Here is a 25,362-nt window from a genome sequence, read left to right on the forward strand (position 1 = left end):
TCTTCGTTAAGTTCAGCGGAATTAGTTAAACCGACACAGGGATGTAAAACATCAGGAGGGTTATGCAGGCTTTGACGATTACGCCTAAAGTCGCCAACACGCCAATTTGACGACAAATCATAAGGTTTTTAGGGTAAGCCATTCCAACGACGTGTAGTACGCGACCTATTAGTAAAATTGAGCCTAACCAGAACGCCTCAAACGACGATAAAGTCATGCTTTCAACCATCCACATAAGAAACAATGCAAATGGCACATTTTCACCAAAATTAGCATGTATGCGACTCGCCTTAATGAGTTCTATGTTGTCGCTTTCACCGTAAGCGACTCGATAACGAATTCGAAAACGAATTACGTTGAAGGCCAGCAGTACATACAAAAGTCCGAGTACGGCTGCAAATAATGGAGTTACAAACATAGTGTGTTGTCTTGGTTATTTGATTTGTTTGAAGGCGATCGACGGGCAGATTTAAGTAAATCCATGCTCCGCCAAAAATGACTGACTAATACTAGACGTTGATGACTTTTCACCAGTCAATAAGCGCTCTAAATAGCGCGCTATTAAATCCACCTCAATATGTACCTTGTCACCAATACTTAGGTCGCCAAGCGTGGTCACTTCAAAGGTATGCGGTATCACATTCACATCAAAGCAGTTATCGTTTACCGCGTTGACCGTCAGACTGGTACCGTTGATCGTGATACTGCCTTTTTTCGCAATGTACCGTTTTAAATCATCAGGAACCTTAAAATCCATACGCCAAGAACGTGCATCGCCAGTTAATCCGATCAACTCAGCTAATCCATCGACATGACCTGACACTAAGTGTCCGCCGAGCCTGGTAGTTGGTAACAGTGCCATCTCAAGATTAACGCGTGTACCAACTTGCCACTGTCCAATCAATGAGTGGTTGATCGATTCCAGCGACACATCGAATGAAAATTCATCGCCGTTAAGCTCGATGACCGTTAAGCAGACCCCATTGACCGCAATACTATCACCGAGCGCAACGGTTCGGTCTTGATAGTCAGCAGCACGAATAGAAATTCGCACATCGCCGCCCACTGCGCGTTTGGCAGAGACGGTCCCAATAGTTTCAACAAGTCCGGTAAACATAAGTATTTCGTCAGTCTTTAGTTACAAGCGTTTGCCAGCTGGCCTGATTGATCGCCGTCAAACAGACATCTGGACCAACCATTTCAGCCGAGCGAATGTGAAAATCAAAGCGCTCTGCAAACGACAATGGTGATTCAAACTGAAACATGCTCTGAGCCTTATCGCCAAGCACACTGCCAGCGTAAAACACCGTCAGTTCGTCAATTAACCCTGCTTCCATAAAGGCGCCGCTCAAAGTTTGGCCAGCTTCGAGCAAGACTTCATTACATTGCCAGTTACTCAACTCAGCCATGACATCATGCAGGTTGATGCGACCCGAGCTAGTATCATTTAACTGCACTACCTCGACTCCCGCTTCAGTTAATGCACTGACTCGGTCGAGGTCTTGAGACAAGGTAAACACGATTAATTTTTGATCTGTGCCAATAATCTGCGCATCAATAGGCAGCTGTAAATGGCTGTCTAATACCACTCGATATGGCTGACGCTCGGCGCCGTCTATGCGAACGTTCATATTCGGGTCATCGGCCATTACGGTACCGATACCGGTAACTACCGCCGAGCTATTAGCACGTAGCTCCTGCACGGCAATGCGCGCTTCAGGACTCGTGATCCATTTGCTTTCGCCATCATAAGCCGCCGTACGCCCATCCAATGTTGCGCCCGTTTTCAACGCTACCCATGGCCGACCTCTCACCATTCGACTAACAAAACCGCGGTTTAACCAACGTGCTTCGTTTTCTAACAACCCATACTCGACGTCAATTCCGGCGTCGGTTAGCAGCTCAAAACCACCACCTTCAACTAATGGATTTGGGTCTCGCATTGCCGCCACAACCCGAGAGATTCCAGCATCGACTAAGCCATCTGTACATGGCGGCGTCCGGCCCTGATGACAACAAGGTTCTAGATTCACAAAAGCCGTACCACCGCGCGCTAATTCACCGGCCTGCTCAATTGCTAAGCGTTCAGCATGCGGCTCACCAGCCATATGATGAACCCCTTCCCCAACGATTTCCTTACCATTTACAATGATACAAGCGACTCGCGGGTTAGGTTGCGTGGTCGATGTGCCCTGCGATGCGAGCTCGAGGACTCGCTGCATGATAGACGTATCAAAATCACTTAAATTGTCATTTAGGTTACTATTCATAGCGTTGCATCATACCGATCATAGTGTCAGGACTTGTGAGATTTATCGCTTGAGCTTGAGTGAGAGTCGGCTGGATTGATCGAGCGTGACTTGGTCTGCACTCTGGCTCTCGATTCACGTCGCCCTCTCATTGTTTGTTCTTGCAGCCGTCTAATTTCGTCACTGAATGCATCAACGTCTTGAAACGAACGGTACACCGAGGCAAATCTCACGTAAGCGACTTGGTCGACGTCGCGTAACTCATTCATTACCAGCTCGCCAATTTCACGGGCTGCAATCTCTCGCTCGCCACAGGTCAACAGGCTGCGCTTAATTCGGTGTAAGATATTCTCAATTTCGTGCGATTCCACCGGCCGCTTTTCCAGCGCCCGCTCTAAACCTCGAGCCAGCTTAGACTCATCATAATGCTCTCGATCGCCGTTAGACTTTACAATATAGGGCAACTTGAGGCTGGCTTCTTCCAAGGTACTAAAACGCTCCCCACATGCCTCGCAAGATCGACGACGCCGAACGGCATCGCGATCTTCGGTTAAACGCGAATCAATAACACGAGTGTCATCGTTTTGACAAAATGGGCAGCGCATCGTTGCTTACTGGTTAACTGAGTAATTAATTAGTCGGCGTAATCATAGACAGGAAAACGTGCGCACAGCTCTAGCACTTCTGTTTTAACACGCTCCGCCACCGCTTGATCAAAACCACCGCTAGCATCAATAGTGTCCATTACGTCGGCCATCCAAGTTGCTAGACGCTCCATCTCGGGCACACCAAATCCGCGGGTAGTGATGGCTGGGGTACCAATGCGAATTCCGCTAGTCACGAACGGGCTTTGCGGGTCACTCGGCACACTGTTTTTATTGACGGTAATATTGGCCGCACCTAACGCAGCTTCGGCAGCTTTACCGGTAATGCCTTTTTGAACCAGACTGATCAAACTTAAGTGATTGTCCGTGCCACCTGAAACTGGGGAATAACCGCGCTCTTTCAAACCCGCCGCTAAGGCTCGAGAGTTATCCAAAACGCACTGTTGATATTCCTTGAACTCAGGAGCCAGTGCTTCTTTAAACGCAACCGCTTTAGCCGCAATAACGTGCATTAGTGGACCGCCTTGGGTACCCGGAAAAACCCGAGAACTAAGCGCTTTCTCTAATTCAGGGTTACTTTTAGCCATAATGACGCCGCCACGAGGGCCGCGTAATGTCTTATGAGTTGTGGTGGTTACTACATCAGCTATCTGGACCGGGCTGGGGTATAGACCCGCTGCAATTAAACCCGCTACATGCGCAATGTCACACATCATGATTGCGCCAACCTTATCTGAAATATCTCTAAATCGTTGCCAGTCAACGACGCGAGAATAAGCGCTGAATCCAGCAATAATCATTTTCGGCTTATGCTCTAGCGCTAATGCTTCGACTTGGTCGTAGTCAATTTCGCCAGTGGCTTCCACCAAACCATACTGCACTGAATTATAGAGACGTCCGGAGAAATTAATCTTGGCACCATGCGTTAAATGGCCACCATGGTCGAGGCTCATTCCCAACACGGTGTCACCGGGTTTTAATACCGCTTGGTAGACCGCAATATTTGCGGAAGAGCCAGAGTGCGGTTGAACGTTGGCGTAATCTGCGCCAAATAGCTCTTTAAGGCGAGCTATGGCTAAATCTTCAGCCACATCAACGTAAGCGCAACCGCCGTAGTAGCGCTTGCCTGGGTAACCTTCTGCATACTTGTTGGTTAACTTTGTGCCTTGTGCTTGCATCACCGCAGGGCTTGCGTAATTTTCTGATGCAATCAGTTCGATATGCTCTTCCTGACGCGTATTTTCATCACAAATCGCACTCCAGATCTCGGGGTCTGACTCAGCTATGGTATTGGCTTTTTTAAACATTAGGATTTCTCCGCAAAAAATTTTAGAATCTGGCTAACCGACGCTGAGGAATTAACTCTATCGAAGCGTCGATTTACAATGTCTGTTGGCCCTCGGCCTCGGTTGTTTAACTCGCATCATTTACCCTTAGTAACTCGGCCATCAATCCTATGACGATTAAGGCGACTAGCCTAAGGCGTATACATAGTTGGGTCGTCTACACCTTCTTTTTCGACGATCTCAACCATTAAATCTTCGGCTTTAGCACCGAGTTGCAGTACCGCTGGGCTCGCAACGAAGATAGACGAGTAAGTACCAACTACGACGCCAATAATCAAAGTAATGGCAAAACCTTGCAATGCTTCACCGCCGTACACGTATAACGCACCTAAAACCAGCAAAGTGGTCAGTGAGGTTAAAATGGTTCGCGTCAAAGTCTGATTAATAGAGACATTCATAGTCTCAATAGTGTCGACATCACGTAACCGTCTAAAATTTTCACGTATACGGTCGAACACAACAATCGTGTCGTTTAATGAGTACCCGATTACCGCCAACAATGCCGCCAACACGGGCATGGTGAACTCCAGTTGAATCAATGAGAACAGACCAACTGTGATCACAACATCATGCGCAAGCGCAATTACCGAACCGAGTGAAAACTTCCACTCAAAGCGAAACGCCACATAGATCATCACACCAATCAGCGCGTATACCAACGCCAAGATGCCCTTCTCAAATAATTCCTTACCAAAAGTTGGCCCTACAAACTCGACACTTTGCACCGTGCCGACACCAATAGCGGAGCCTTGCAGCAGGTCCACGACACGAGTGCTGACATTTTCATCACTGGTGCCGGCGGTGAGCGGTACGCGTATCAAGACGTCTTGGTTGCTTCCAAAGTATTGAACTACAGCCTCGGGAAAACCGCCCTGCTGCAGCACAGAGCGCACGTCGGTAACATCTACGTCGTTGCTGTAGAGTAACTCCATCTTGGTACCGCCAGAGAAGTCGATACCATAATTGAGCCCCTTTGTTGACAAGGAATAGATGCCAACAACGAGCATTACTATCGAGAACACTAGGGCAATAAATCGCTTGCCAATGAAATCAATCGTCGTTTGTGATTTAAATAATTGCATTTTGGTTTACCAATACTGCGTTACATCGACAGTTTATCTAAGCGGCGGTTGCCATAAATCATATTGACCAACACACGGGTCACGAAAATAGCAGTGACCATTGATGTTGCTATACCAATACTTAAGGTAATAGCAAAACCACGAATAGGTCCTGTGCCAAAATTGAATAACACCAAAGCAGCAATCAATGTCGTAAGGTTCGCATCGATAATGGTCGAAAACGCGTTGTCATAACCGCGATGAATCGCCATCTGCGGTGCAGCGCCATCTTGAATTTCTTCTCTAATACGCTCAAAAATCAACACATTAGCATCTACCGCCATACCCACCGTTAATACCATACCGGCCACACCAGGCAGGGTTAAGGTAGCTTGCAGCAAGGACAATACGCCGACAATAATCACCAAATTGAGGATGAGAGCAAAACTTGCTACAGCACCAAAAACTCGGTAAAAAATCACCATAAAGACCAATACCGCCATAAAGCCATAAAACACTGACTGGAAGCCTTTGGCGATATTTTCAGCACCAAGACTTGGCCCAACTGTACGTTCTTCGATAATGTAAACCGGCGCGGCGAGCGACCCTGCACGCAGCAACAAAGCGATGTCTTGGGTCTCTTTAGGACTGCTTAATCCGGTGATAATGAAGCTCTTACCTAGCTGGTCATTGATCGTCGGCGCAGTGATCACCTCTTCGACCTTCTTGGTGATTATTTTGACATTGCCCTTAGCATCGGTAATGGTCTGCGGAATTGATTCAACATAAACCACCGCCATTCGCTTACCGATATTGTCGCCGGTGACATCCGAATTAATGGTCGTACCCTTGGCATCTAATCTGATACTCACCACTGGCCCACCGTCTTGCTGACTGATGCTCGCACTGGCGTCGATAATATTTTCGCCTGAGTAGAGAACTCGCTTCTGCAGCAGAATTCCGCGGCCATCGCGAAAATAGAATCGCTGCGAACCGCTTGGCACACGCCCTCTTTCATTTGACGCCTGATTTTCTTCATCGACCAAGTGAACTTGCAGCGTAGCGGTTTTACCTAATATGTCCTTTGCCACCGACGGATCTTTGACGCCCGGCAACTGCACCACAATCCGATCCACTCCTTGCTGTTGAATCACTGGCTCAGATACCCCGAGCTGATCGATTCGATTACGCAACGCAAGCATGTTCTTCTTCAAAGCGGCACTGCGTATTTCAGACAAAGCGGTTTCGTTGACTTCGATGTTAAGGAAAAATTTATCGCCGTCTTGCGTGTCGAAGCGGTGTAGCTCAGCATATTGAACGGAGATTAGGCTATTTGCTTGGTCGCGGATTGTTTGATCAGCAAAGCGAATGCTAATCGCACCGTTCTTCTGACGCACCATACCCGAATAGCGCAAGCCTTCTTCACGCAATAGTCTACGAATATCTTCGTAATAATCGTCATTGGCTTTCTTTTCAGCCGCAGCCATATCGACCTGCAATAGAAAATGAACACCGCCACGCAAATCCAGCCCTAAATACATGGGCGCACCGCCCAAATTTTGCAGCCATTGCGGAGTTGTAGTGATGTCTGCAAGCGCAACTGGGTAATTGTCACCGAGCTCCTCTTTCAACAACACTTGACCGCGTGTTTGGTCGTCTTCAGAGCTCAGGCGCGCTCGAAGCTTACCCTGCTCGAGCGACAGAGATTTAATCTCAATGCCCGCCTCATCAAGGGTCTTCTTGACACGCTGCAGCACGACATTATCGACATCTGCAGTACGCGCGCCAACAACTTGCAAGCCCGGGTCGGCTTGATACAGGTTGGGCGTAGCGTAAATGACGCCAAATGCCACAATAAACAGCAGTAACAGATACTTCCAGGTCGGATTCTTATTCATAGTCAGCGATAAATTGTTTGAGCTGCGGCTGAAGCATCAACCACACAGCCCTAGCCAATTTTAATAGGTTCCTTTAGGCATCATTGCCTGTACAGACATACGCTGAACGCGAATCTGAGTGTCTTTTGCAATCTCAACAGTAAGAAAATTGTCGTCAACTTCAATCACTTTGCCTAGCAAGCCGCCCATCGTGACAACCTCATCACCTTTGCTCAAGCCGGCAACCATACCCTTGTGCTCTTTCTGGCGTTTTTGTTGAGGTCGTATCAGCAAAAAATAAAAGATCACGAACAACGCAACCATTGGCAAGAGACTCATCAAATTGCTACCGCCGCCGCCAGCCGTTTGCGCTGCTGCATCTGAAATAAAGAAACTCAATAACTCATTCATGGGTTGATACCTTTGTTAGAAGTCCAGTCTAGTCGACATGGTTAGCTAGTAATTGCTCCGCTCTTCACTAAATAGCTAAAAGCAGCTGCTGCGTCAAAAAATCAAGCGCGAATTATGCCACAGTTGGGTCCGGTTGGCCTCGCATCTCGAAAAAATTTGCGCGAAATTGATCGAACGAGTTTTGCTCGATTGCCTCTCGCATTTGTTGCATCAAGTCGAGAAAGAAGTGGAGATTGTGCACCGTGGCCAATCTAGCGCCTAATATCTCGTTCGTTTTCAACAAGTGTTTTATATAGGACCGAGAAAACTGTTTACAAGTATCACAGCCACAAGCCTCATCAATCGGTCGAGTATCTAACTCATACTGCGCATTGCGAATCTTTACCACACCGGTCTGGGTATATAACCAGCCGTTTCGAGCATTACGAGTTGGGAGCACGCAATCAAACATATCAACACCATAATGCACCGCAGTGACCAAATTCTCTGGTGTGCCAACCCCCATTAAATATCTAGGCGCTTGATCTGGCATTTTATGCGCCAAATGCCGGAGGATTCGATACATATCCTCTTTCGGCTCACCAACCGACAGGCCGCCGATAGCGTAACCATCAAACCCTATATCTTGTAAACCAGCCAACGATTCATCACGCAGGTGCTCAAACATACCGCCTTGAATAATGCCAAACAGAGCGGAGGAGCTGTCACCGTGAGCTGTCTTCGAACGCTTAGCCCAACGCATTGATAACTCCATTGAAGTTCTAGCCTCTTGCTCAGTCGCGGGAAATGGCGTGCATTCATCAAAGATCATAACAATATCGGATCCGAGCTTGGCCTGAATATCTATCGCCTCTTCCGGCCCCAGAAACTTTTCACTGCCATCAATAGGTGAGCGAAACGTGACACCCTTCTCAGAGATCTTACGCAACTCAGCCAATGACCAAACCTGAAATCCGCCAGAGTCAGTCAGAATCGGTTTTTGCCACTGCATAAAATCATGCAGATCACCATGCGCCTGAATCACATCCGTACCTGGCCTGAGCATCAAGTGAAAGGTATTCCCCAACACAATCTGCGCACCAACCTGCTCTAATTCAGCCGGTGTCATTGCCTTTACCGTGCCAGCGGTTCCAACCGGCATAAAGATCGGTGTCTGGATTTCTCCGCGCGCAAACGACAAGCGCGCTCGACGTGCGTTGCCGTCGGTATTTAGTAAGTCGAATTTCATGGCGCGAATTATAGGTAATTGAACGAGCCGATCAATGCATTCTTCTGCATTTAACGACTCGAGCTTGGAATGAACGTGTCAAGTCAAACAACTTTCAAGCAAGCCCGCTAGAAAGTTCAGCAGCAAGGAACTCAATCGCATCGATGTAACCCTGCTTACCGCGACCGGAAACCTGCTGCAAACACACATCCTTAATCATCGACACGTGACGAAAAGCCTCGCGCGAATAGATATCTGATAAATGCACTTCAACCGTGGGAATTTGACATCCGGATATGGCATCTCTCAACGCCACGGAATAGTGAGTTAACCCACCGGGATTAATCACCAACCCATCAACCCGTCGACGATGCTCATGCAAATAGTCAATCAACAGGCCTTCATGATTGGATTGAAAAAACGCCAATTGGTGAGCTTGACTCGATTCATGCTGCTCTATCCAAGCATTGACGTCGGCCAGCGATTCACTCCCGTACACCTCCGGTTCACGCTCGCCCAACAGATTCAAGTTCGGACCGTTGACAATTAATAGCTTCATTGCACCGCACTCAAACTCTGCCTAATGTCATCCTCAGAGACATCAGTTGAAACCAAGCCATTACCGATACGATCAAGCAATATAAAATTGAGCTTGCCATTGATCATTTTCTTGTCATGCGCCACAACACCAAGCACCTGGTCAGCTGTCACTTCTGCTAACGCGGGCAACTCAAAACGATCAAGCACTGCTTTTGCACGCTGATACTCAAGATCACTCAACAAACCTTGTTTATGAGAAATAAACCCAGCGCACTTCATTCCGTAGAGCACCGCTTCTCCGTGATACAAACCTTGATAGGCCTGCAGCGTTTCAAATGCGTGCCCGATGGTGTGTCCATAATTCAGCAATCGCCGCTCACCATTTTCAAACTGATCATTTGAAACAATTTGCGCTTTTATCCGGCAACTCTTAGCAATTATTTCGCTGAGTAACGCCTCATCATTCAAACTGACCAAGTCATCAAATCGAGTCTCGAAAGTGTCAAATATTGATGAATCGCGAATAAAGCCGTATTTAACCGCTTCAGCTAACGAGGAGATCACATTACGACGCGGCAGCGTCGCCAAAAAATCAGGGTCAATAAGTACCGCTTTCGGCTGATAGATAGCACCGACTAAATTTTTTCCAGCAGTTAGATTAACAGCAGTTTTGCCGCCAATCGCTGAATCAACCATTGCCAGCAGAGTAGTTGGCACTTGAATAAAGGGAATACCGCGCATGTAGGTAGCTGCAACGAAACCGCCGAGATCACCAACCACACCGCCACCGAGCGCCAATAGAATTGACGAGCGATCACATCCCATGGCGACCATTTGACTCCAGACTGATTCAGCATGCTGTATGTGTTTAGCCGATTCGTCACCAGGCACAATAATCGTTTCGATGCGAAATCCAGCGGATTTAAGTTGATTGACGACCGGCTGATAAATATCAAAAATTGCTTGCTGCGTTAACACAACCCATTGCTGGCCTTGATTCCATGGAGCAAGATGGTCGGCTAGATGGTTTTTGAGACCAAAATCTACGTGAATTTGGTAAGACTGTTCGCCCAGTTCGACGGGAACAGAGTGGTTTAATTTGACGGAGTTCATTGAATAAAGTGGATCGTGCGCAGCGATAGCACTACGCAACATTTAACAGCGGTGGTGTTATTTTATCGCTTTCTCTAGGTCTCTGACCAGCGCATTCATGTCTACATGTGCCACAATATTGCCGCCCATCCAAATCTCCACCGAATAAACCGCCTGCGCCACTAACATTTGAAGCCCATTAACGATAGCTGCGCCTTGACTCTCAGCATCACTGAGAAACTTGGTTTTCATTGGCGAATACACCAAATCAAAGGCTAAGCAATTCTCACTAAATATAGACTCGCTTATCGGCGACATCTTGGTGTTAGGCGCCATGCCTAAGGAAGTGGTGTTAATAACGCAATCTAACTCAGCAGACCGCTCGGCCAATTCTTGTTCACTGCACACGGTAACGCTTATCGCATCGTTAACAGCCAGAATAATTTCTTTGAGTCGCTCAGCACGTTCAGGCGTACGATTGACAATGTAAACCTGCTTCGCAGCGCCTTCGGCCAACACGGCGCCAACCGCTTGCGCACTGCCACCAGCGCCCAATATGGCAAACACATTGCCGTCGATATGCACGTTGTTTTGACGCAAAGAGTAAGCAAAGCCAAGTAGATCTGTATTGTAACCGGTCAATTTGTTGCCAACTCGGTTAACACAGTTCACCGCATCGATTAACTTTGCCTTGCTGTCAACTTCATCGAGCAACTGAATAACACGCGACTTATGCGGTATCGTGACATTGACACCATCAAACCCACCAACTCGAAAACCAGTGAAAAAGCTCTTGAGCCGCTCTTCAGGCAACTCAACCGTGCGATAGGAAGCATCATCAATTTCCAATTGACGATAGATAGCCTTATGCAGTAAGGGACTCAAACTATGTCCCACCGGTTCCCCCAATAACGCAAATCTCTTCAAATTATACCCTGTCAACGCTGTTGAGCGGCTCACTCCTCAAGCCACTCTAATATGATGAATAAATGTTGTGTTTCTCCGATCGAGCTCTAGGCAGCGCGAACGGCACGCCTTGATCGTACCGCATTTGCAAGATTTCGGCAAAGTTCTTCCGTTTCGTCCCAACCAATACAGCCATCGGTAATGCTTTGTCCATACACCAACGGTTGCCCTTCGACCACAGACTGACTGCCGCCGACCAGATGAGACTCAATCATCACACCAAATATACGGCTCTCGCCCTGCTCTATTTGATGACACACATCAGCACATACTTCGCGCTGACGTGATGGTTGTTTGTAACTATTAGCATGACTAAAATCAATCATGATATTAGGTGTTAAGCCAGCTTTGGTTAACATATTAGCCGACTCTTCTACAAATGAAGCGGCGTAATTAGGTTCACTACTGCCGCCACGAAGAATAATATGAGTATATTTGTTACCAGTACTCGCGACGATGGCGGTACGCCCTTCTTTGGTAACCGACAAAAAATGATGTGGATTACTGGCCGCACCAATTGCATCGATAGCAATTTTAAGATTGCCATCAGTACCATTCTTAAAGCCCACCGGACAAGACAAGCCAGACGCTAACTCGCGATGACATTGGCTTTCGGTGGTACGTGCACCAATAGCGCCCCACGACACTAAATCTCCAGTGTATTGCGGGGTTATTAGATCAAGGTATTCACAGCCAGCCGGCACACCAAGGTCATTGATCGACAATAATAAGTTACGCGCGATCCCCAAGCCCTTATTAACACTAAAACTGCTATTTAGATCCGGATCATTAATCAAACCCTTCCAACCAACAGTGGTACGCGGCTTCTCAAAGTAAACACGCATTACGATAACCAGATCATCAGTCAACTCGGCCTTCAGCCCAGCAAGACGCTGCGCATACTCAATAGCCGATTTCGGGTCATGGATAGAACACGGCCCAACAATTGCGACCAAGCGATCGTCGTCGCCCGACATGACGGCCTCGATATCGGCACGTGCTCGCGCAGTAGTTTCAGATGCCATATCAGTAACAGGAAATTGCTCATGAATATGCACTGGCGCTATCAATTCTTTGGTTTGCGCTATTCGCAGGTCGTCGGTTTGCTTCATAATTCTACAGTTGGCTCTACACTTATTTGAAACTTTGAGTGTGATACGATCTAGGGTCAGTAGAGATGTGCGATCGCAGCACTCAGTCATTGGATTACTAATATACCATGACGAGCACGATTATCATTCCTTGATGTATATTTAGAATTAACTCGTACACACCTGAACTATTGTCACAATTGCGCGCTAGCGTGTGCAGGTCCCGAGTTTGCATTCACACCTCTTTTTGAAACTTCTTAGCCAAGCAATGAACGATTTGACCATTATTCCGACAGCTGCGAGCAGTCAACCACAGACCCAATACCTAAACCCCGAATTGAGCCTACTCTCATTTCACGAGCGGGTTTTGAGCATGGCTCTGGATACTCGTACTCCAGTGCTGGAGCGTCTTAAGTTCTTATGCATCTTTAGCGCCAACATGGATGAATTCTTTGAGATTCGAGTTTCGGGATTAAAAGCTATGGCACAAAGCGCTGTTGCTGGCGAGAGCATCGACGGCCTAACACCACAAATCGCCTTAGACAAAATCAGCGAACGAGCTCACCGCTTAGTTGATTTACAGTACCAAACACTCAATCAACAAGTATTGCCTGAACTCAAGACCTATGGCATTCAGTTTCTTGCTCAAGAAGAATGGACCGCAGGACAAAGCAAGTGGATCCGCAGCTATTTTAAGCGCGAGGTGTTACCGATACTAACCCCGATTAGACTTGATCCAGCACATCCTTTTCCGCTGACCATCAACAAAGGACTCAGCATTGTCGTTGACTTACACGACCCAGAGCGTGATGAAACACATAATATTGCGATTGTGCCCGCGCCAAGAGCGCTCCCGCGCTACATTCGACTTCCGCCAGAGCTGTGCATTAACGAATACGAATATGTCTACTTATCATCAATCATTTCAGCCAACGTGGGCCGCCTATTCAGCAACGCTGAGGTGCTAGGTTGTTACCAGTTCAGAATTACTCGTAACAGCGATTTATACGTTGACCTTGAAGCGGTCGAAGATTTAGCGCGCACACTTGAAGGCGAGTTGCCACGGCGTCTCTACGGCGAAGCCATTCGGCTAGAAGTCTCAGAAAATTGCCCCAAAAAGATATTAAACTTTCTCAAAGAACGTTTTCAAATTAGCGACGACTACATATATGCGGTTGACGGCCCAACCAATTTGAATCGCTTGATTACACTACCCGACTTGGTCAATCGCCCACATATTAAATACCAAGGCTTCACGCCTTCAGCGCCAGATAATTTAAGTCAACAAAATAATATTTTTGACACAATCAACAACGCTGACGTACTGCTGCATCATCCATTTCAATCATTCGCACCGGTCGTCGAATTATTGCGTCAGGCAGCTAATGACCCAGAGGTCCTTGCGATTAAGCAGACGCTGTACCGCACCGGTTCAGACTCAGTCATGGTTGAATATTTAGAAGATGCCGCACGCGCTGGCAAGGAAGTGACTGTAATCGTAGAGCTAATGGCGCGCTTTGACGAACAAAACAATTTGGATACCGCGCAAAAACTTCAGTCTGCTGGCGCGCATGTGGTGTATGGCATGGTCGGCAAGAAAACTCATGCAAAGATGTTACTCATTGTACGCCGAGAAGGTAAAAAGCTCCGTCGCTATGTACACTTGGGCACCGGGAATTACCATCAAGGCAACACTCGCGTATACACCGATTACGGCCTGCTAACCAATCAGCGTGAAATAACCCAAGACGTGCATGAGCTATTTATGCAGCTGACCACGCAAGGCTCCAACCCAACGCTGATTCGCCTATTCCAATCACCAATGGGCATCAGCGACATGTTGGTGAAAAATGTACTCCGCGAGGCTGACAATGCGCGCGCTGGCCGGCCAGCGCATGTTATCGCCAAGGTAAATGGTTTATCCAGCCCAGCCGTAATCAACGCTTTATACGAAGCATCTCAGGCCGGCGTCAAAATAGACCTTATCGTGCGTGGCATATGCTGTTTACGCCCCGGTATCCCTGGCTTATCCGAAAACATTGAAGTCCGCTCCATTGTTGGCCGTTTCCTCGAGCATGGCCGAGTATTTTACTTTTTAAACAGCGAAGCAGAAAGTGAATTATTCCTATCGAGCGCAGACCTGATGCCGCGCAATCTTCGCAACCGAATTGAACAATGCACACCGATTCTTGATTCCAATATCAAAGAAACCATCTTGGCAGATCTGCACGTGTATCTTGCCGACAATCGAAACTCATGGTTAATGCAAGCCGATGGCCGGTATGTGCAGACGATCAAGAAAACGCCGGACGAGCCCGATCTAAATGCGCAGCAAGTTTTACTAGAAGCCCATGCCGACACCTACTAAAGTATTATTAGAGCACTCTTAAAGACTCTGCTAGCACACAACTAAAAGCGGTGGCGGCTTAAGCTGCCATACGTTATCGAAAACTAAGTTTAAGCCCTATCGATTTAAGCCAAATTCGCTCTTGGCGAAGATCTGCTTCGGTCAACGGGTTACTCTCAAGCCAGTTCGGCTCGAATTTGAGAACGATTTGCTGCGCCTCTACGCTCATATCAATTGAGCTTGGCACATGGCTGCCTCTACCTCGATGCAACAACACCGCCAACCGCAGCACGACGGCAACACGCTTAGCCGGCGTAACCATCGTGGACGGCAGATCCTCAAAGGTGTCCGATGGGAATTTACGTCGATGGCCCCGCACTAAGGCCGCAAGAAGCAATTGATCGCGGCGCGCAAAACCAGCAAGGTCCGCATTACCCACTAGGTACGCGCCATGTTTGTGATATCCGTCATGACTAATCTGTAAGCCAACCTCGTGCAATTGCGCCGCCCAGCCCAAAGCTGACCGAAACAAGCTGTCACGAATATCCCAAGCCGAAGCGACTTGATCATAGAGATCAATCGCGGTATTTCGCACGCCAGTGGAATGCTCGGTGTCGACCGACCATCTCAACAACATTGAAGCCACGGTCGTGTCGCGAATATCCTCCGCGGCGCTACGCCCAACCAAGTCGTACAACACACCTTCACGCAGCGCAATATCAGAAACCATCATTTCTTGGATATCAAACAGCTCGAACAATGCGAGAAGAATAGCCAATCCGCCGCCAAACACTGGCAAACGGTCTGAATTCACGCCAGACAAATTAAGTTTATCCACATGACCAGCCTCAATGGCATGATCACGCAGCCGGAATAAGCCTTCGCGATTCAAGCGATCTTTTGACCAGCCTCCTTGGATTACCGCCTCAGCCATTGACTTCATGGTTCCGGAACAGCCGATCACCTGAGTCCAACCGTGCAAACGAAACTGTTCGACCACGGGTTGAATGGCCAATTCAGCCGCCAACATCGCGCGCTTAAAGCGTCGATTGCTCAGCTTGCCTTCGGAAAAGTACTGCCGACTTAACACCACACAACCAACTTCGAGACTCTCGCGACACACGGCCGACTCACCACGACCCGCAATAATCTCGGTGCTACCGCCACCGATATCGATCACTAAGCGAGATTCGTCGCCGTAAGCTGACCATTTAGAAACCCCGAGATAAATGAGTCGGGCCTCCTCACGACCAGCAATAATTTCAATATTATGGCCAATCGCCGCTTCAGCTCGCTCCATGAAGCCTTTCTTGGCATTCAATCGGCGTAACGCATTGGTGCCAACCGCACGCACATTGGCCGGCGGCAGAGTTCTTAACAATTGACCAAACCGAGACAAGCAATCAAGCGCACGCTGCGCAACCTCTTCGGACAAATTATTATTGTCATCCAAGCCCGCCGCTAGACGTACCACCTCTCGCTGCCGGTCTAGCACCACAAATTCGTCGTGAACATATCGCGAGATCACCATATGAAAACTGTTTGAACCCAGATCAACCGCCGCATAGCAATCATCGCCTAGACCACCAGCGCCTAGCGACAAGCTGCTGCCCGCCTCGGTGTTAAAGGGGTTTACTGTCTGGTCGCCGACAATTGACGCGTTACTACTAGGTTGATCTGACAATCTGTTTTTCTCGTAGGCTATTGAGTTAGCTATTGTAACTAAGTTTACGGCACTCGGCGAACTCTGAGTTTAATCTATGCTTAGGAAGCAATTGCGCAGCAACAAATTCCAATTAATTCCCGAAATTACTTGAGTTTGGCGCCAACCTTCCTTAAAGTCCGCCTAGCATTTTCAAACAGTCGTTTGATCCAAACCCGTGATCGAGAAATCGTTTTTCACTGATTCAGCGTGCTTTACTTATGTCGAATAATATTTGCAAATCTATCTTATTAGTAATGACCTTAACTGGCATTTTCACTTCACCTGCGTGGGCCGAAGGCGATCCCGTACGAGGTGAAAACCTAGCGCAGACCTGTAATGGCTGTCATGCTGGTGAGGGTTATCGCAACCCCGGCCCAGTCTATAACATCCCCAAAATTGGTGGTCAACACGCTGAGTACCTAGTGTCTGCGCTAAAGGCTTATCGTTCTGGAGAACGCTCACATGGCACTATGCGCGCTCAAGCTGCCAACTTATCCGATCAAGATATTGCTGACATCGCCGCGTTTTACGCTGCCATGTCTGGCCACAAACGCTCAGCGGTAGTCAACAAAGCGCAGGCAATGAAAGGCCAAAAAGCTTCAGCAACATGCGCGACGTGCCATGGAGCAACTGGTGACGGCGACCAACCTAGTTTTCCAAAGCTAGCTGGTCAGTACGAGAGCTACCTTGTTCAAGCACTTAAAGATTACCGCGCCGCTGCAACATCTGACGGAGCTACCGGCCGCAACAATGCTGTGATGAAAGGTTTCGCCTCAGGGCTCAGCATCGAAGACATCGAAGCACTTGCGGCATGGTTTGCATCTCAAGACGGTGAACTTTCCGCGCCAGGGGTTAAATTGTTCAAATAGTCGAACAATTGCTCAGTCTGTATAAAAAGGCTCGCCCAGTGCGAGCCTTTTTTATTGATTTGACAGACCATCGCACAATGATCACAATTGCATTAGTATCTAATTATCGCCATAACTTCTGACCATCAATACCATGACTAAAAGACTCTCTATTCTTACTGCTATCTTACTCACATTAACTAGCCAAGCATCTATTGCTGAGTGTATTGCGCCTACTAACACACCAATTATCCCGGATGGCCACGTTGCTAGCCAAGACGAGCTAATTGCTGCGCAAAACGCGGTTAAGGCGTTCCAAGAACGAAACCTAAGCTTCTTACTTTGCCTTGATGAACAGCGCGCGGCATTGACCCCAGAAGCCGAAGGCAACGAAGAAAAAATGGCCGCATTTAAACAGGCTGAAGATGACGCAATTGAACTCGAAAAGTCAGTTGCGAATGAGTTCAATACGGCGCGTAAAGCCTTCATGGCGCGTTAAAGGTAGTTATGCTAATAGGTAGGTAAGGTAGCTCGTTAGGCGATCGCCCTACCATCAGTGGACTAGCCCCGATTAACAATTTAAAAAGGCGTACCGTGATTACGGTACGCCTTTTTTTATACTACTGATAGTTAACATCGTTGAGATAGCACTGCCTCAACGATGCTAGCAACTACTAGCTCGCTAAAGCAGCCTTAACAAGTTCATGCTGCGCTTTGAGCTTAGCCGGCAAACGATCGCCAAAGCTGGCCAAATACTCGCCAAATTCATCCATTTCTTGTCGCCACTGCTCAGGCTCGATCGAAATCAGCGACTGCCAGACGGCTGGGTCGATACCTAAATCATCAATATTCAGCCCTTCAGCGTTCGGCAAATAGCCAATAGGTGTTTCGTCTGCATCGACTTCGCCCTTGCAGCGCTTAATAATCCACTCAAGCACGCGCAAATTATCACCAAAACCAGGCCAAAGAAAATCACCGTCCTCATTCTGCCGAAACCAATTCACGTGAAACACCTTTGGCAATTTATCTAGGCGCTCAGAGAAACTCAACCAATGCCCCCAATAATCAGCGAAGTTATATCCACAAAACGGTTTCATCGCCATCGGATCACGTCGCACAACACCAACCTTTCCAGTCGCAGCCGCAGTCGTTTCTGATGCCACGCTGGCACCGACTAATACGCCGTGCTCCCAAGATTTAGCTTGATAAACAAGCGGTGCAAGTTCGCGTCTACGACCGCCGAAAATAATCGCGGATATAGGCACGCCATCAGGTGCTTCAGCCAGCGATGAATAGGCTCGATTTTCAGTCGCGGCCACCGTAAAACGTGAGTTTGGATGCGCCGCAGGACCATTGCTAGATTGATAGGCATCGCCCTTCCAGTCAATGCTTGGCACGCCCTCTTTCTTGTCTTCCCACCAAGGTTGACCATCTGCGGTTTGCGCCACATTGGTGAAAATGGTGTTTCGTTGAATCATGTCGAAGGCATTGCGATTAGTCTTGGCATTGGTACCCGGCACTACGCCAAAATACCCAGCCTCTGGATTAATTGCGCGCAACTGACCATCGTCACCTGGATGCAACCACGCAATGTCGTCGCCCAATGTCCAAATTTTCCAATCCTTATATTCCTCTGGCGGAATCAACATGGCAAGATTGGTTTTTCCGCAGGCTGAGGGGAATGCCGCTGCAATATAGTGAATCTCGCCGGCCGGGCTTTCTAAGCCCAAGATCAACATATGTTCGGCTAACCAGCCTTCGTCTTTAGCTTGCCAACTAGCGATACGTAAGGCGTGACATTTCTTACCAAGCAATGCATTGCCACCATAGCCCGAACCATAACTCATAATGCTGAGTTCTTGCGGGAAGTGCATGATGAAACGGCGCTCTGGGTCTAACTCACCGATAGAATGCAAACCTTTAACAAAGCCGCCCTCTTGCTCGATTCTGGCTAACGCCGCTGCGCCCATCCGAGTCATCAATTTCATATTGATAACGACGTAAGGACTGTCGGTTATTTCAACACCGCAGCGCGAGTAAGGTGAGTCAATGGGGCCCATACAATACGGCACAACGTACATCGTTCGACCCTGCATACAGCCGTCGAACAAAGCATTCATTTTCGCCTTTGCATCGGCAATCGGCATCCAGTTATTGTTGTCACCAACAGTGTCTGGCGCGTCAGTACAGATATACGTAAGATGTTCAACCCGCGCAACATCCTGCGGGTCAGAGAGATGTAGATAACAATTTGGATGTGTCTCAGGGTTAAGCGACGACAACGTGCCGTCTTCCAACATCATATCAATAATATGTTGGTACTCTGAATCACTGCCATCACACCAAACAATTTCTTGCGGTTGTGTTTGCGCAGCAACGGTAGACACCCAATTTGCCAATTCTTGATTTTTCGTGGTCATAATCAGCGATTTGGTTGGGTTTCAGGATTGTCTTGGTACGCTTTTTTTACGCGAACAATGCTCCCACTAGAGGGGATCCCGAGGAAGTGATATTCCTTGCTGGCACGTGTTGGTTGCCGAGGATTGCACAAAGCTGACGTTGTACCTATTTTTGTCAGCAGGAGTCTAACAATCAGGCACGTCGTTGCCTAGTGCTAAGCGCAATTACTCGGTATTCATCCTAAAAATTCGAGGCACCGCAGGCACCAGATACTAATAACCTTTGCTCGGTACCCGCAAGCGCTGTCCAACCTGAATAATCGACGAGCGTTGCAGTCGATTTGCATCCAGCAACGCACTGCATCGAACACCGTATATATCGGCAATTCCGCAAGGAGTTTGACCTCGCAATACAGTGTGCCAACTATTAGCTGAACTAACACGAACTTGTTGGCCCACCTTAATCACACTGCGAGTTGTTAAACCGTTAACCGCGAGAAATTCCGCGCAACGCATTCCAAACCGTTCAGCGATAGCACATGACGTATCCCCTCGCTTAACGCGATAACTCTGCACCTTGGCATCACTTGATGCGGATGCCGAAGACGCCATTGTCGATGACGTCTCAACCGCGGGAGACCTAGATGATTTAGCCACTGAAATACCGCCGGTTGCGGTAGGCACCTTAATTCGATCACCGACATAGATAGTGCCCATTTTGTTTAGCCGGTTTAACTGCACCAACTTGCGACAGGACGCTCGATATTGCTCAGCAATACCACAAGCCGTTTGCCCGCTGCGAACCCGATGCCAGACGAAACCGGGCCGCTCAGTCTCCCTAGGCAACGCATTCATCTTATCAATTGACGCCGTCCAATTCGCATTAGTGTTCGGTAAACGTAATGGATACCCTTTAGGTATCAACGCTTTGTGCTCCCAAATTACTCTTTTTAGCGCCGGATTCAACTTTTTCAGCGTAGCCGCATCAACGTTAAGCTGTTGAGCCACGCGTTTAACCGAGGTAGCTCTCGTAAGCTCAACTGTACTAGAAGCTAGATCTTGGTCGGAATCAGGCGCTTGAATAACACCAAAGAATTTTTCACTATTTTTTGCCACATGACGAGCAGCTAAAAAGCTCGCATAAAAATTCTTAACCGCGGTTTGAAAACTTGGCGATTTATACTCGACCAATAGTCGCTCGTAGTCCAGCCCGACTTGCTTAATTGCCCGCTGCATTCCGCGAACCCCATAGTTATAGGAGGTAATGACGAATGGATTCAGGTCTTTCGCAACTACGCTGTGACCGTTCTCAAAGGCTGTCTCACTTAAGTTGTCAACGCTGTTACGAAAACACAAGGCTGCCGCAAACGTGGCGGCAGTCGGGTCATAGCGTTGATCTACCTTGGCATCAACAGTAAGGCCGAGCGTACGCCCCGTGCTTGGCATAATTTGCCACAATCCAGCGGCGCCAACGTGCGACAAAGCTTCAGGATTAAAAGCCGATTCAACAAACGGTAGATATTGCAGTTCAGGAGTCAGGTTCTGCCCCTTTAGAGCCTCTAATATTGTCGGCTGATATCGAACGTACTGGGTTAATGCTTCGCGCATTCTGTCTTTGTTACCAGACTGACAACGAATCCGCCCTGCCGCTGCACGCACTTCGCTAACCGACTCTCCCACAAACAACGAGTGTAAGAACTGCTCGCTGTCGCTCAAGGTTTGATCTTTGCTTAATTTGCTTGCCAAATTCTCAAGGTCGCGTTTTAACCTGCTCCGTTCTCGATAAATAGAGTCCCCTTTGCGCGAGCGCCTGCAGCCCTCCTCACGCTTAACAGTCGAGTAAACTCGATGTGGATTGTCTTTATCGTGGAACACGGCGGTACCTGTATCCCAACGACTAAATACCTCAACCCAAAAGGCCACACGAGGCATTAGCGAAGTTGGGCAGGAAAAAGTTTCATCACACTGTAATTCATACACGCCAACTGGAGTAAGCAGTGGCGTTGATGCGCGTGCAGCACTAACACCAAACAACACCAATAGTGTCGCGGCGGCAAGCGTGATGATGGCAGATGGGCTTGGAGCAACAGGCTTCGCGCACCGCACTCTTTGAACTACTTGTACTACTCGCACCAATTACTCCGCCTCATTCTATTGTTTTAATTTTTCTAGGTTAGTAATTTACCAACCTGACCTTGCGCAAAATATGTGCGCTAATTTGCACCATCCGAGTGCGCTTCGATAATACCCATAGAAGGCCGACGTTTACATCATTATTGCTAACAATTTAACCAAGATGACGTTAATCGAAAAATGTGAGCTTACCGCTTAATCAATATTCATCAGCATCACATTTAGCACTATGGCGCCTGATAAAATAGCTTTCTGATGCGAGCCTGACACAACACACCGCATGAAGATCGTGGCGATTATCCGTATCAGCGCTCTCCGCCTGAGTAAGCGCTATTACAGTGAGTGGCGAACCTGTAGTTAGGGTCGATCAATCAGGACTTTACAAACAAGCACACGCTAAATAGGACACACCACAATGAACAACTTATTTCGATGGTCCACGCTGATTAATGCCAGCCTATTTCAAGCCACTTGGTTTGCCTGTGTTTTGGGTAGCGCTAAAGGTCTATTGTGGCCAGCTTTCGCATGCTGCGCTGCACTCGCCTCGTATCAATTGCATAATAAACGCCGAGTTGAGAGCGACCTGCAATTGGTCGCGCTAAGTGTCTTACTCGGGTTGATGGTGGATACCTTGTGGCTTCAGCTAGGGTTCTTACAATTTACCGACCCACGCCCTGTCACGGCCATGTCGCCGGCCTGGATTATGCTCTTGTGGGTTGGTTTTGCGCTGACCATCAATCACTCTTTGTCGTGGATCAACGCTCACCCTTTACTCCCGGCGGTGTTAGGCGGGATCGGCGGCCCGCTCTCGTACCTTGCTGGTGAACGACTTGGCGCAGTGACATTCACCACCAATGTTACCGCCTTAATGATCTATATCGGCATTGCTTGGGCTATTTCCTTAACTTTGTTAGCGTTGGTAGCAAAAGACAAACAAAATTGACTATGTCGCCGGCTTGCTGTGCCATCACACAACATTCTATGGTTAAATAGCAGCAAGTAGTCATCCTAACCCCCTGCTGGACCCATGAGTCTCGAAAACACAAATATCGCCAACCTTGAACGGTTGGTTACTCCCGTTGAATTTAAAAAACGGTTACCTCTTACCCCGCAAATTGCGTCACATGTTGAAGCCAGTCGCCAGACTGTTCGAGATATTTTGGATCGCAAGGATCAACGACTGTTCGTGGTAGTAGGCCCCTGTTCGGTGCACGACACGAAGGCAGCTATTGAATATGCCTCACGCCTTAAGCTTTTGGCTGACGAATTAGCGGACGATTTATTTATTTTGATGCGCGTGTATTTCGAGAAACCGCGTACCACCGTTGGTTGGAAAGGTTTGATCAACGACCCCTATCTTGATGGCAGCTTTCAAATCGAAAAAGGCATGTCCATAGGTCGCGAGTTGATGTTAAAGATCAATGAAATTGGTTTACCCATAGCTAACGAAGCACTCGACCCTATTTCACCGCAATATATGCAAGACCTAATTACTTGGTCGGCAATCGGCGCGCGGACTACCGAATCACAAACTCACCGAGAAATGGCCAGCGGCTTGTCGGTGCCAATTGGCTTCAAGAATGGTACCGATGGCTCGCTCGGCGTGGCAATTAATGCTCTGCAGTCAGTCAGTAACGGCCATAGTTTTTTAGGTATTGACCCAGAAGGTAAGGTGTCGATCGTGCACTCCTCAGGCAACCAGTATTCACATATCGTGCTGCGAGGCGGTGGCGGCAAACAAAACTACGACTCAGTCAATGTACGGTTAACCGAACGAGCTTTACGCGAAAACCAACTTCCGATCAACATTATGGTGGATTGTAGTCACGCGAATTCGAATAAAGACCCTGAACTACAGCCATTAGTACTGGACAATATTACCCAGCAAATTCTTGAAGGAAATCAAAGCATTGTGGGAGTAATGCTGGAAAGCCATCTAATCGCTGGCAGTCAAAAACTCGGTGACGATAAGTCTCAACTCGAATATGGCAAGTCCATCACTGATGGCTGTATCGGCTGGGAAACAACCGAAGAGTGCTTAAGGCAAATGGCGCAGAAGCTGCGCCATTTCAAAAAGTCAGTTAGCCAAAACTACGTATAAGCAGCGCAACCACAATAAGCGGACACACGAATCGCACGTAGTTAGGCCAAATTTTCCAGAACAGGGTACGCTCCAGATGCGGGCTACCCTGTTTAAGTTCGGTCAAAAGCTGGTCACGACGCCAAATCCATCCGACGAAGATACAAAACAATATTCCTACCAATGGCTCACTGAATTCAGTCGCAATTCGTACTACCCAGTCGAACAACCAAGAAGCGTTCAACACAATCACAACGCTAAACGCAAAGATTGCCATTCCGACGACCCAAGCGGCTTTTTTACGATTCATGCTACGACTATCAGTGGCGTATGCTACCGGTACTTCGAGCATCGAAATTGATGAAGTTAAAGCGGCGATACTCATTAAGGCAAAGAACACCAACGCCACCATAGACCCAGCACCGCCCATCGTGTCGAACAGAGAAGGCAGCACGTTGAAAATGAGACGTCCACTTTCAATCAGATTACCCGCTTCGTCGTAAATCACCACGCCATTATGCTGCGCTACATACATGGCCGGAATAACCAACATGCCAGCTAACACCGCGATACCGATATCCATACCAGCCACCGTTGCACCAAGCTTTGGCAAGTTTTCAGTCTTACTTATGTAAGATCCGTAAACCATCATTGTGCCAACGCCCAGTGATAACGAGAAGAATGCTTGACTAAGCGCATCCATCACTAAGCCGGGCTCTAGAACCTTGGAAAAATCAGGTTGCAGATACACTTTCCAACCTTCAGCGGCACCTGGTTGCATAGCGATATAGACAATCAACGCCACGATCAGGAGAATCAATACGGGCATTAGTCGAGTAGACCACTTTTCAATACCGCTAGCCACGCCGTTGGCGACAATTCCTATTGTCAGCACATAGAATACAGCACTAAAAAGAACGCTCCGAGTTATAGACTCGCTCACCAACCATGAATCAGAGACACCGATGATTTGCGCGGCAGCACCAACCCCATGAGCAATCATCCAACCGGCGACAATGGCGTAAAAACTGAGTATTAAACTAGCAGTTAACATTCCCCAATAGCCGGTCATAAACGCCAAAGGACGAAATGCTGAAGAGCTGACCGCCGCCACTGACCGAACCGTATCAGCCTTCGCGTAACGACCAATAACCAGCTCTGCCATCAAAATGGGATACGCTAATAAGAAGGTAAGAATGATATAGGTGAAAACAAATGCTCCACCGCCATTCGATGCAACTTTAATTGGGAAGCCCCAAATATTCCCCAAGCCAATTGCCGAACCAGATGCGGCTAATACAAACGCTGTGCGTGAACTAAACTCTCCTCGTGCAGCCATCTTCTCTCCTAAATCATTCTTATTGTAATTGTAATTTTTCTCTCAGCTAGCGCCCAGCGAGTGCTG

Annotated in this window: 22 protein-coding genes; 5 read left to right on the forward strand and 17 right to left on the reverse strand. The window is 48.0% G+C overall.

The window, feature by feature from the left end; genetic code table 11:
* Positions 1-25 precede the first annotated feature (25 nt).
* The 13 genes from DFR28_RS06910 to DFR28_RS06970 all read right to left on the reverse strand — a co-directional run bounded on the left by DFR28_RS06910 (position 26) and on the right by DFR28_RS06970 (position 12,466).
* Complete coding sequence (locus DFR28_RS06910; RefSeq protein WP_113953609.1) at positions 26-418, reverse strand: MAPEG family protein; 393 nt, start codon at positions 416-418, stop codon at positions 26-28.
* A 51-nt stretch (positions 419-469) separates the two neighbouring features.
* A complete protein-coding gene (locus tag DFR28_RS06915) occupies positions 470-1,117 on the reverse strand; it encodes a riboflavin synthase (RefSeq protein WP_113953610.1) in 648 nt (215 codons plus the stop codon).
* A gap of 10 nt (positions 1,118-1,127) precedes the next feature.
* A complete protein-coding gene (ribD, locus tag DFR28_RS06920; RefSeq protein ID WP_113953611.1) occupies positions 1,128-2,270 on the reverse strand; it encodes a bifunctional diaminohydroxyphosphoribosylaminopyrimidine deaminase/5-amino-6-(5-phosphoribosylamino)uracil reductase RibD in 1,143 nt (380 codons plus the stop codon).
* A gap of 26 nt (positions 2,271-2,296) precedes the next feature.
* On the reverse strand, positions 2,297-2,854 hold the full coding sequence (gene nrdR / locus DFR28_RS06925) for a transcriptional regulator NrdR (RefSeq protein WP_113953612.1): 558 nt from the start codon (positions 2,852-2,854) through the stop codon (positions 2,297-2,299).
* A 29-nt stretch (positions 2,855-2,883) separates the two neighbouring features.
* Positions 2,884-4,161 (reverse strand): serine hydroxymethyltransferase, encoded by a 1,278-nt coding sequence (gene glyA, locus DFR28_RS06930; protein WP_113953613.1) that lies wholly within the window; start codon positions 4,159-4,161, stop codon positions 2,884-2,886.
* 170 nt (positions 4,162-4,331) lie between these two features.
* On the reverse strand, positions 4,332-5,282 hold the full coding sequence (gene secF, locus DFR28_RS06935) for a protein translocase subunit SecF (RefSeq protein WP_113953614.1): 951 nt from the start codon (positions 5,280-5,282) through the stop codon (positions 4,332-4,334).
* A 20-nt stretch (positions 5,283-5,302) separates the two neighbouring features.
* Positions 5,303-7,159 carry a protein translocase subunit SecD gene (gene secD / locus DFR28_RS06940; protein ID WP_113953615.1) on the reverse strand — a complete coding sequence of 619 codons (1,857 nt, stop codon included), beginning with the start codon at positions 7,157-7,159 and terminating at the stop codon, positions 5,303-5,305.
* Positions 7,160-7,219: 60 nt separating this feature from the next.
* Entirely contained in the window at positions 7,220-7,549 is a 330-nt protein-coding gene (gene yajC, locus DFR28_RS06945) for a preprotein translocase subunit YajC (protein ID WP_113953616.1), read from the reverse strand.
* Between the two features lie 112 nt (positions 7,550-7,661).
* Positions 7,662-8,777 (reverse strand): tRNA guanosine(34) transglycosylase Tgt, encoded by a 1,116-nt coding sequence (tgt, locus tag DFR28_RS06950; protein ID WP_113953617.1) that lies wholly within the window; start codon positions 8,775-8,777, stop codon positions 7,662-7,664.
* A gap of 94 nt (positions 8,778-8,871) precedes the next feature.
* Positions 8,872-9,315 carry a type II 3-dehydroquinate dehydratase gene (aroQ, locus tag DFR28_RS06955; protein ID WP_113953618.1) on the reverse strand — a complete coding sequence of 148 codons (444 nt, stop codon included), beginning with the start codon at positions 9,313-9,315 and terminating at the stop codon, positions 8,872-8,874.
* Complete coding sequence (aroB, locus tag DFR28_RS06960; RefSeq protein ID WP_170132004.1) at positions 9,312-10,409, reverse strand: 3-dehydroquinate synthase; 1,098 nt, start codon at positions 10,407-10,409, stop codon at positions 9,312-9,314. Before aroB ends, aroQ begins: the two co-directional genes overlap by 4 nt.
* A 57-nt stretch (positions 10,410-10,466) precedes the next feature.
* Entirely contained in the window at positions 10,467-11,315 is an 849-nt protein-coding gene (aroE, locus tag DFR28_RS06965) for a shikimate dehydrogenase (RefSeq protein ID WP_170132005.1), read from the reverse strand.
* 86 nt (positions 11,316-11,401) lie between these two features.
* On the reverse strand, positions 11,402-12,466 hold the full coding sequence (locus DFR28_RS06970; RefSeq protein WP_281268362.1) for a 3-deoxy-7-phosphoheptulonate synthase: 1,065 nt from the start codon (positions 12,464-12,466) through the stop codon (positions 11,402-11,404).
* 247 nt (positions 12,467-12,713) lie between these two features.
* Between DFR28_RS06970 and ppk1 the strand changes: the two genes are divergently transcribed.
* Positions 12,714-14,813: a polyphosphate kinase 1 gene (gene ppk1 / locus DFR28_RS06975; protein ID WP_113953621.1), complete on the forward strand. Its 2,100-nt coding sequence runs from the start codon at positions 12,714-12,716 to the stop codon at positions 14,811-14,813.
* Between the two features lie 73 nt (positions 14,814-14,886).
* Here ppk1 and DFR28_RS06980 read toward each other — a convergent pair whose 3' ends face one another.
* A complete protein-coding gene (locus DFR28_RS06980; protein ID WP_211316919.1) occupies positions 14,887-16,476 on the reverse strand; it encodes a Ppx/GppA phosphatase family protein in 1,590 nt (529 codons plus the stop codon).
* Between the two features lie 239 nt (positions 16,477-16,715).
* On the opposite strand from DFR28_RS06980, the gene DFR28_RS06985 reads away from it, so the two are divergent.
* On the forward strand, positions 16,716-17,366 hold the full coding sequence (locus DFR28_RS06985) for a c-type cytochrome (protein WP_113953622.1): 651 nt from the start codon (positions 16,716-16,718) through the stop codon (positions 17,364-17,366).
* Positions 17,367-17,499: 133 nt separating this feature from the next.
* On the forward strand, positions 17,500-17,844 hold the full coding sequence (locus DFR28_RS06990) for a hypothetical protein (protein ID WP_113953623.1): 345 nt from the start codon (positions 17,500-17,502) through the stop codon (positions 17,842-17,844).
* Positions 17,845-18,019: 175 nt separating this feature from the next.
* On the opposite strand, the gene DFR28_RS06995 is transcribed toward DFR28_RS06990, so the two are convergent.
* Together DFR28_RS06995 and DFR28_RS07000 are read right to left on the reverse strand one after the other, a co-directional pair.
* Positions 18,020-19,765, reverse strand: coding sequence for a phosphoenolpyruvate carboxykinase (GTP) (locus DFR28_RS06995; RefSeq protein ID WP_113953624.1), 1,746 nt, complete (start codon positions 19,763-19,765; stop codon positions 18,020-18,022).
* A 252-nt stretch (positions 19,766-20,017) separates the two neighbouring features.
* Positions 20,018-21,877: a LysM peptidoglycan-binding domain-containing protein gene (locus DFR28_RS07000; RefSeq protein WP_113953625.1), complete on the reverse strand. Its 1,860-nt coding sequence runs from the start codon at positions 21,875-21,877 to the stop codon at positions 20,018-20,020.
* Between the two features lie 415 nt (positions 21,878-22,292).
* On the opposite strand from DFR28_RS07000, the gene DFR28_RS07005 reads away from it, so the two are divergent.
* Both DFR28_RS07005 and DFR28_RS07010 read left to right on the forward strand, forming a co-directional pair.
* The gene (locus tag DFR28_RS07005) at positions 22,293-22,820 is read left to right on the forward strand and encodes a DUF2878 domain-containing protein (RefSeq protein WP_113953626.1); all 528 of its coding nucleotides are present in this window, start codon (positions 22,293-22,295) and stop codon (positions 22,818-22,820) included.
* Between the two features lie 84 nt (positions 22,821-22,904).
* Complete coding sequence (locus DFR28_RS07010; RefSeq protein ID WP_113953627.1) at positions 22,905-23,978, forward strand: 3-deoxy-7-phosphoheptulonate synthase; 1,074 nt, start codon at positions 22,905-22,907, stop codon at positions 23,976-23,978.
* Here DFR28_RS07010 and DFR28_RS07015 read toward each other — a convergent pair.
* Positions 23,959-25,296 (reverse strand): sodium-dependent transporter, encoded by a 1,338-nt coding sequence (locus tag DFR28_RS07015; protein WP_113953628.1) that lies wholly within the window; start codon positions 25,294-25,296, stop codon positions 23,959-23,961. The genes DFR28_RS07010 and DFR28_RS07015 overlap by 20 nt on opposite strands.
* Positions 25,297-25,362: the final 66 nt, after the last annotated feature.

Source organism: Arenicella xantha (assembly GCF_003315245.1).
Lineage (GTDB): Bacteria > Pseudomonadota > Gammaproteobacteria > Arenicellales > Arenicellaceae > Arenicella > Arenicella xantha.

What these genes read in the sequence shown, in the direction of transcription:
- DFR28_RS06910 (WP_113953609.1), bottom strand. Translation starts at nt 418, where the DNA reads ATGTTTGTAACTCCATTATTTGCAGCCGTACTCGGACTTTTGTATGTA.
- DFR28_RS06915 (WP_113953610.1), bottom strand. Translation starts at nt 1,117, where the DNA reads ATGTTTACCGGACTTGTTGAAACTATTGGGACCGTCTCTGCCAAACGC.
- ribD (WP_113953611.1), bottom strand. Translation starts at nt 2,270, where the DNA reads ATGAATAGTAACCTAAATGACAATTTAAGTGATTTTGATACGTCTATC.
- nrdR (WP_113953612.1), bottom strand. Translation starts at nt 2,854, where the DNA reads ATGCGCTGCCCATTTTGTCAAAACGATGACACTCGTGTTATTGATTCG.
- glyA (WP_113953613.1), bottom strand. Translation starts at nt 4,161, where the DNA reads ATGTTTAAAAAAGCCAATACCATAGCTGAGTCAGACCCCGAGATCTGG.
- secF (WP_113953614.1), bottom strand. Translation starts at nt 5,282, where the DNA reads ATGCAATTATTTAAATCACAAACGACGATTGATTTCATTGGCAAGCGA.
- secD (WP_113953615.1), bottom strand. Translation starts at nt 7,159, where the DNA reads ATGAATAAGAATCCGACCTGGAAGTATCTGTTACTGCTGTTTATTGTG.
- yajC (WP_113953616.1), bottom strand. Translation starts at nt 7,549, where the DNA reads ATGAATGAGTTATTGAGTTTCTTTATTTCAGATGCAGCAGCGCAAACG.
- tgt (WP_113953617.1), bottom strand. Translation starts at nt 8,777, where the DNA reads ATGAAATTCGACTTACTAAATACCGACGGCAACGCACGTCGAGCGCGC.
- aroQ (WP_113953618.1), bottom strand. Translation starts at nt 9,315, where the DNA reads ATGAAGCTATTAATTGTCAACGGTCCGAACTTGAATCTGTTGGGCGAG.
- aroB (WP_170132004.1), bottom strand. Translation starts at nt 10,409, where the DNA reads ATGAACTCCGTCAAATTAAACCACTCTGTTCCCGTCGAACTGGGCGAA.
- DFR28_RS06970 (WP_281268362.1), bottom strand. Translation starts at nt 12,466, where the DNA reads ATGAAGCAAACCGACGACCTGCGAATAGCGCAAACCAAAGAATTGATA.
- ppk1 (WP_113953621.1), top strand. Translation starts at nt 12,714, where the DNA reads ATGAACGATTTGACCATTATTCCGACAGCTGCGAGCAGTCAACCACAG.
- DFR28_RS06985 (WP_113953622.1), top strand. Translation starts at nt 16,716, where the DNA reads ATGTCGAATAATATTTGCAAATCTATCTTATTAGTAATGACCTTAACT.
- DFR28_RS06990 (WP_113953623.1), top strand. Translation starts at nt 17,500, where the DNA reads ATGACTAAAAGACTCTCTATTCTTACTGCTATCTTACTCACATTAACT.
- DFR28_RS06995 (WP_113953624.1), bottom strand. Translation starts at nt 19,765, where the DNA reads ATGACCACGAAAAATCAAGAATTGGCAAATTGGGTGTCTACCGTTGCT.
- DFR28_RS07005 (WP_113953626.1), top strand. Translation starts at nt 22,293, where the DNA reads ATGAACAACTTATTTCGATGGTCCACGCTGATTAATGCCAGCCTATTT.
- DFR28_RS07010 (WP_113953627.1), top strand. Translation starts at nt 22,905, where the DNA reads ATGAGTCTCGAAAACACAAATATCGCCAACCTTGAACGGTTGGTTACT.
- DFR28_RS07015 (WP_113953628.1), bottom strand. Translation starts at nt 25,296, where the DNA reads ATGGCTGCACGAGGAGAGTTTAGTTCACGCACAGCGTTTGTATTAGCC.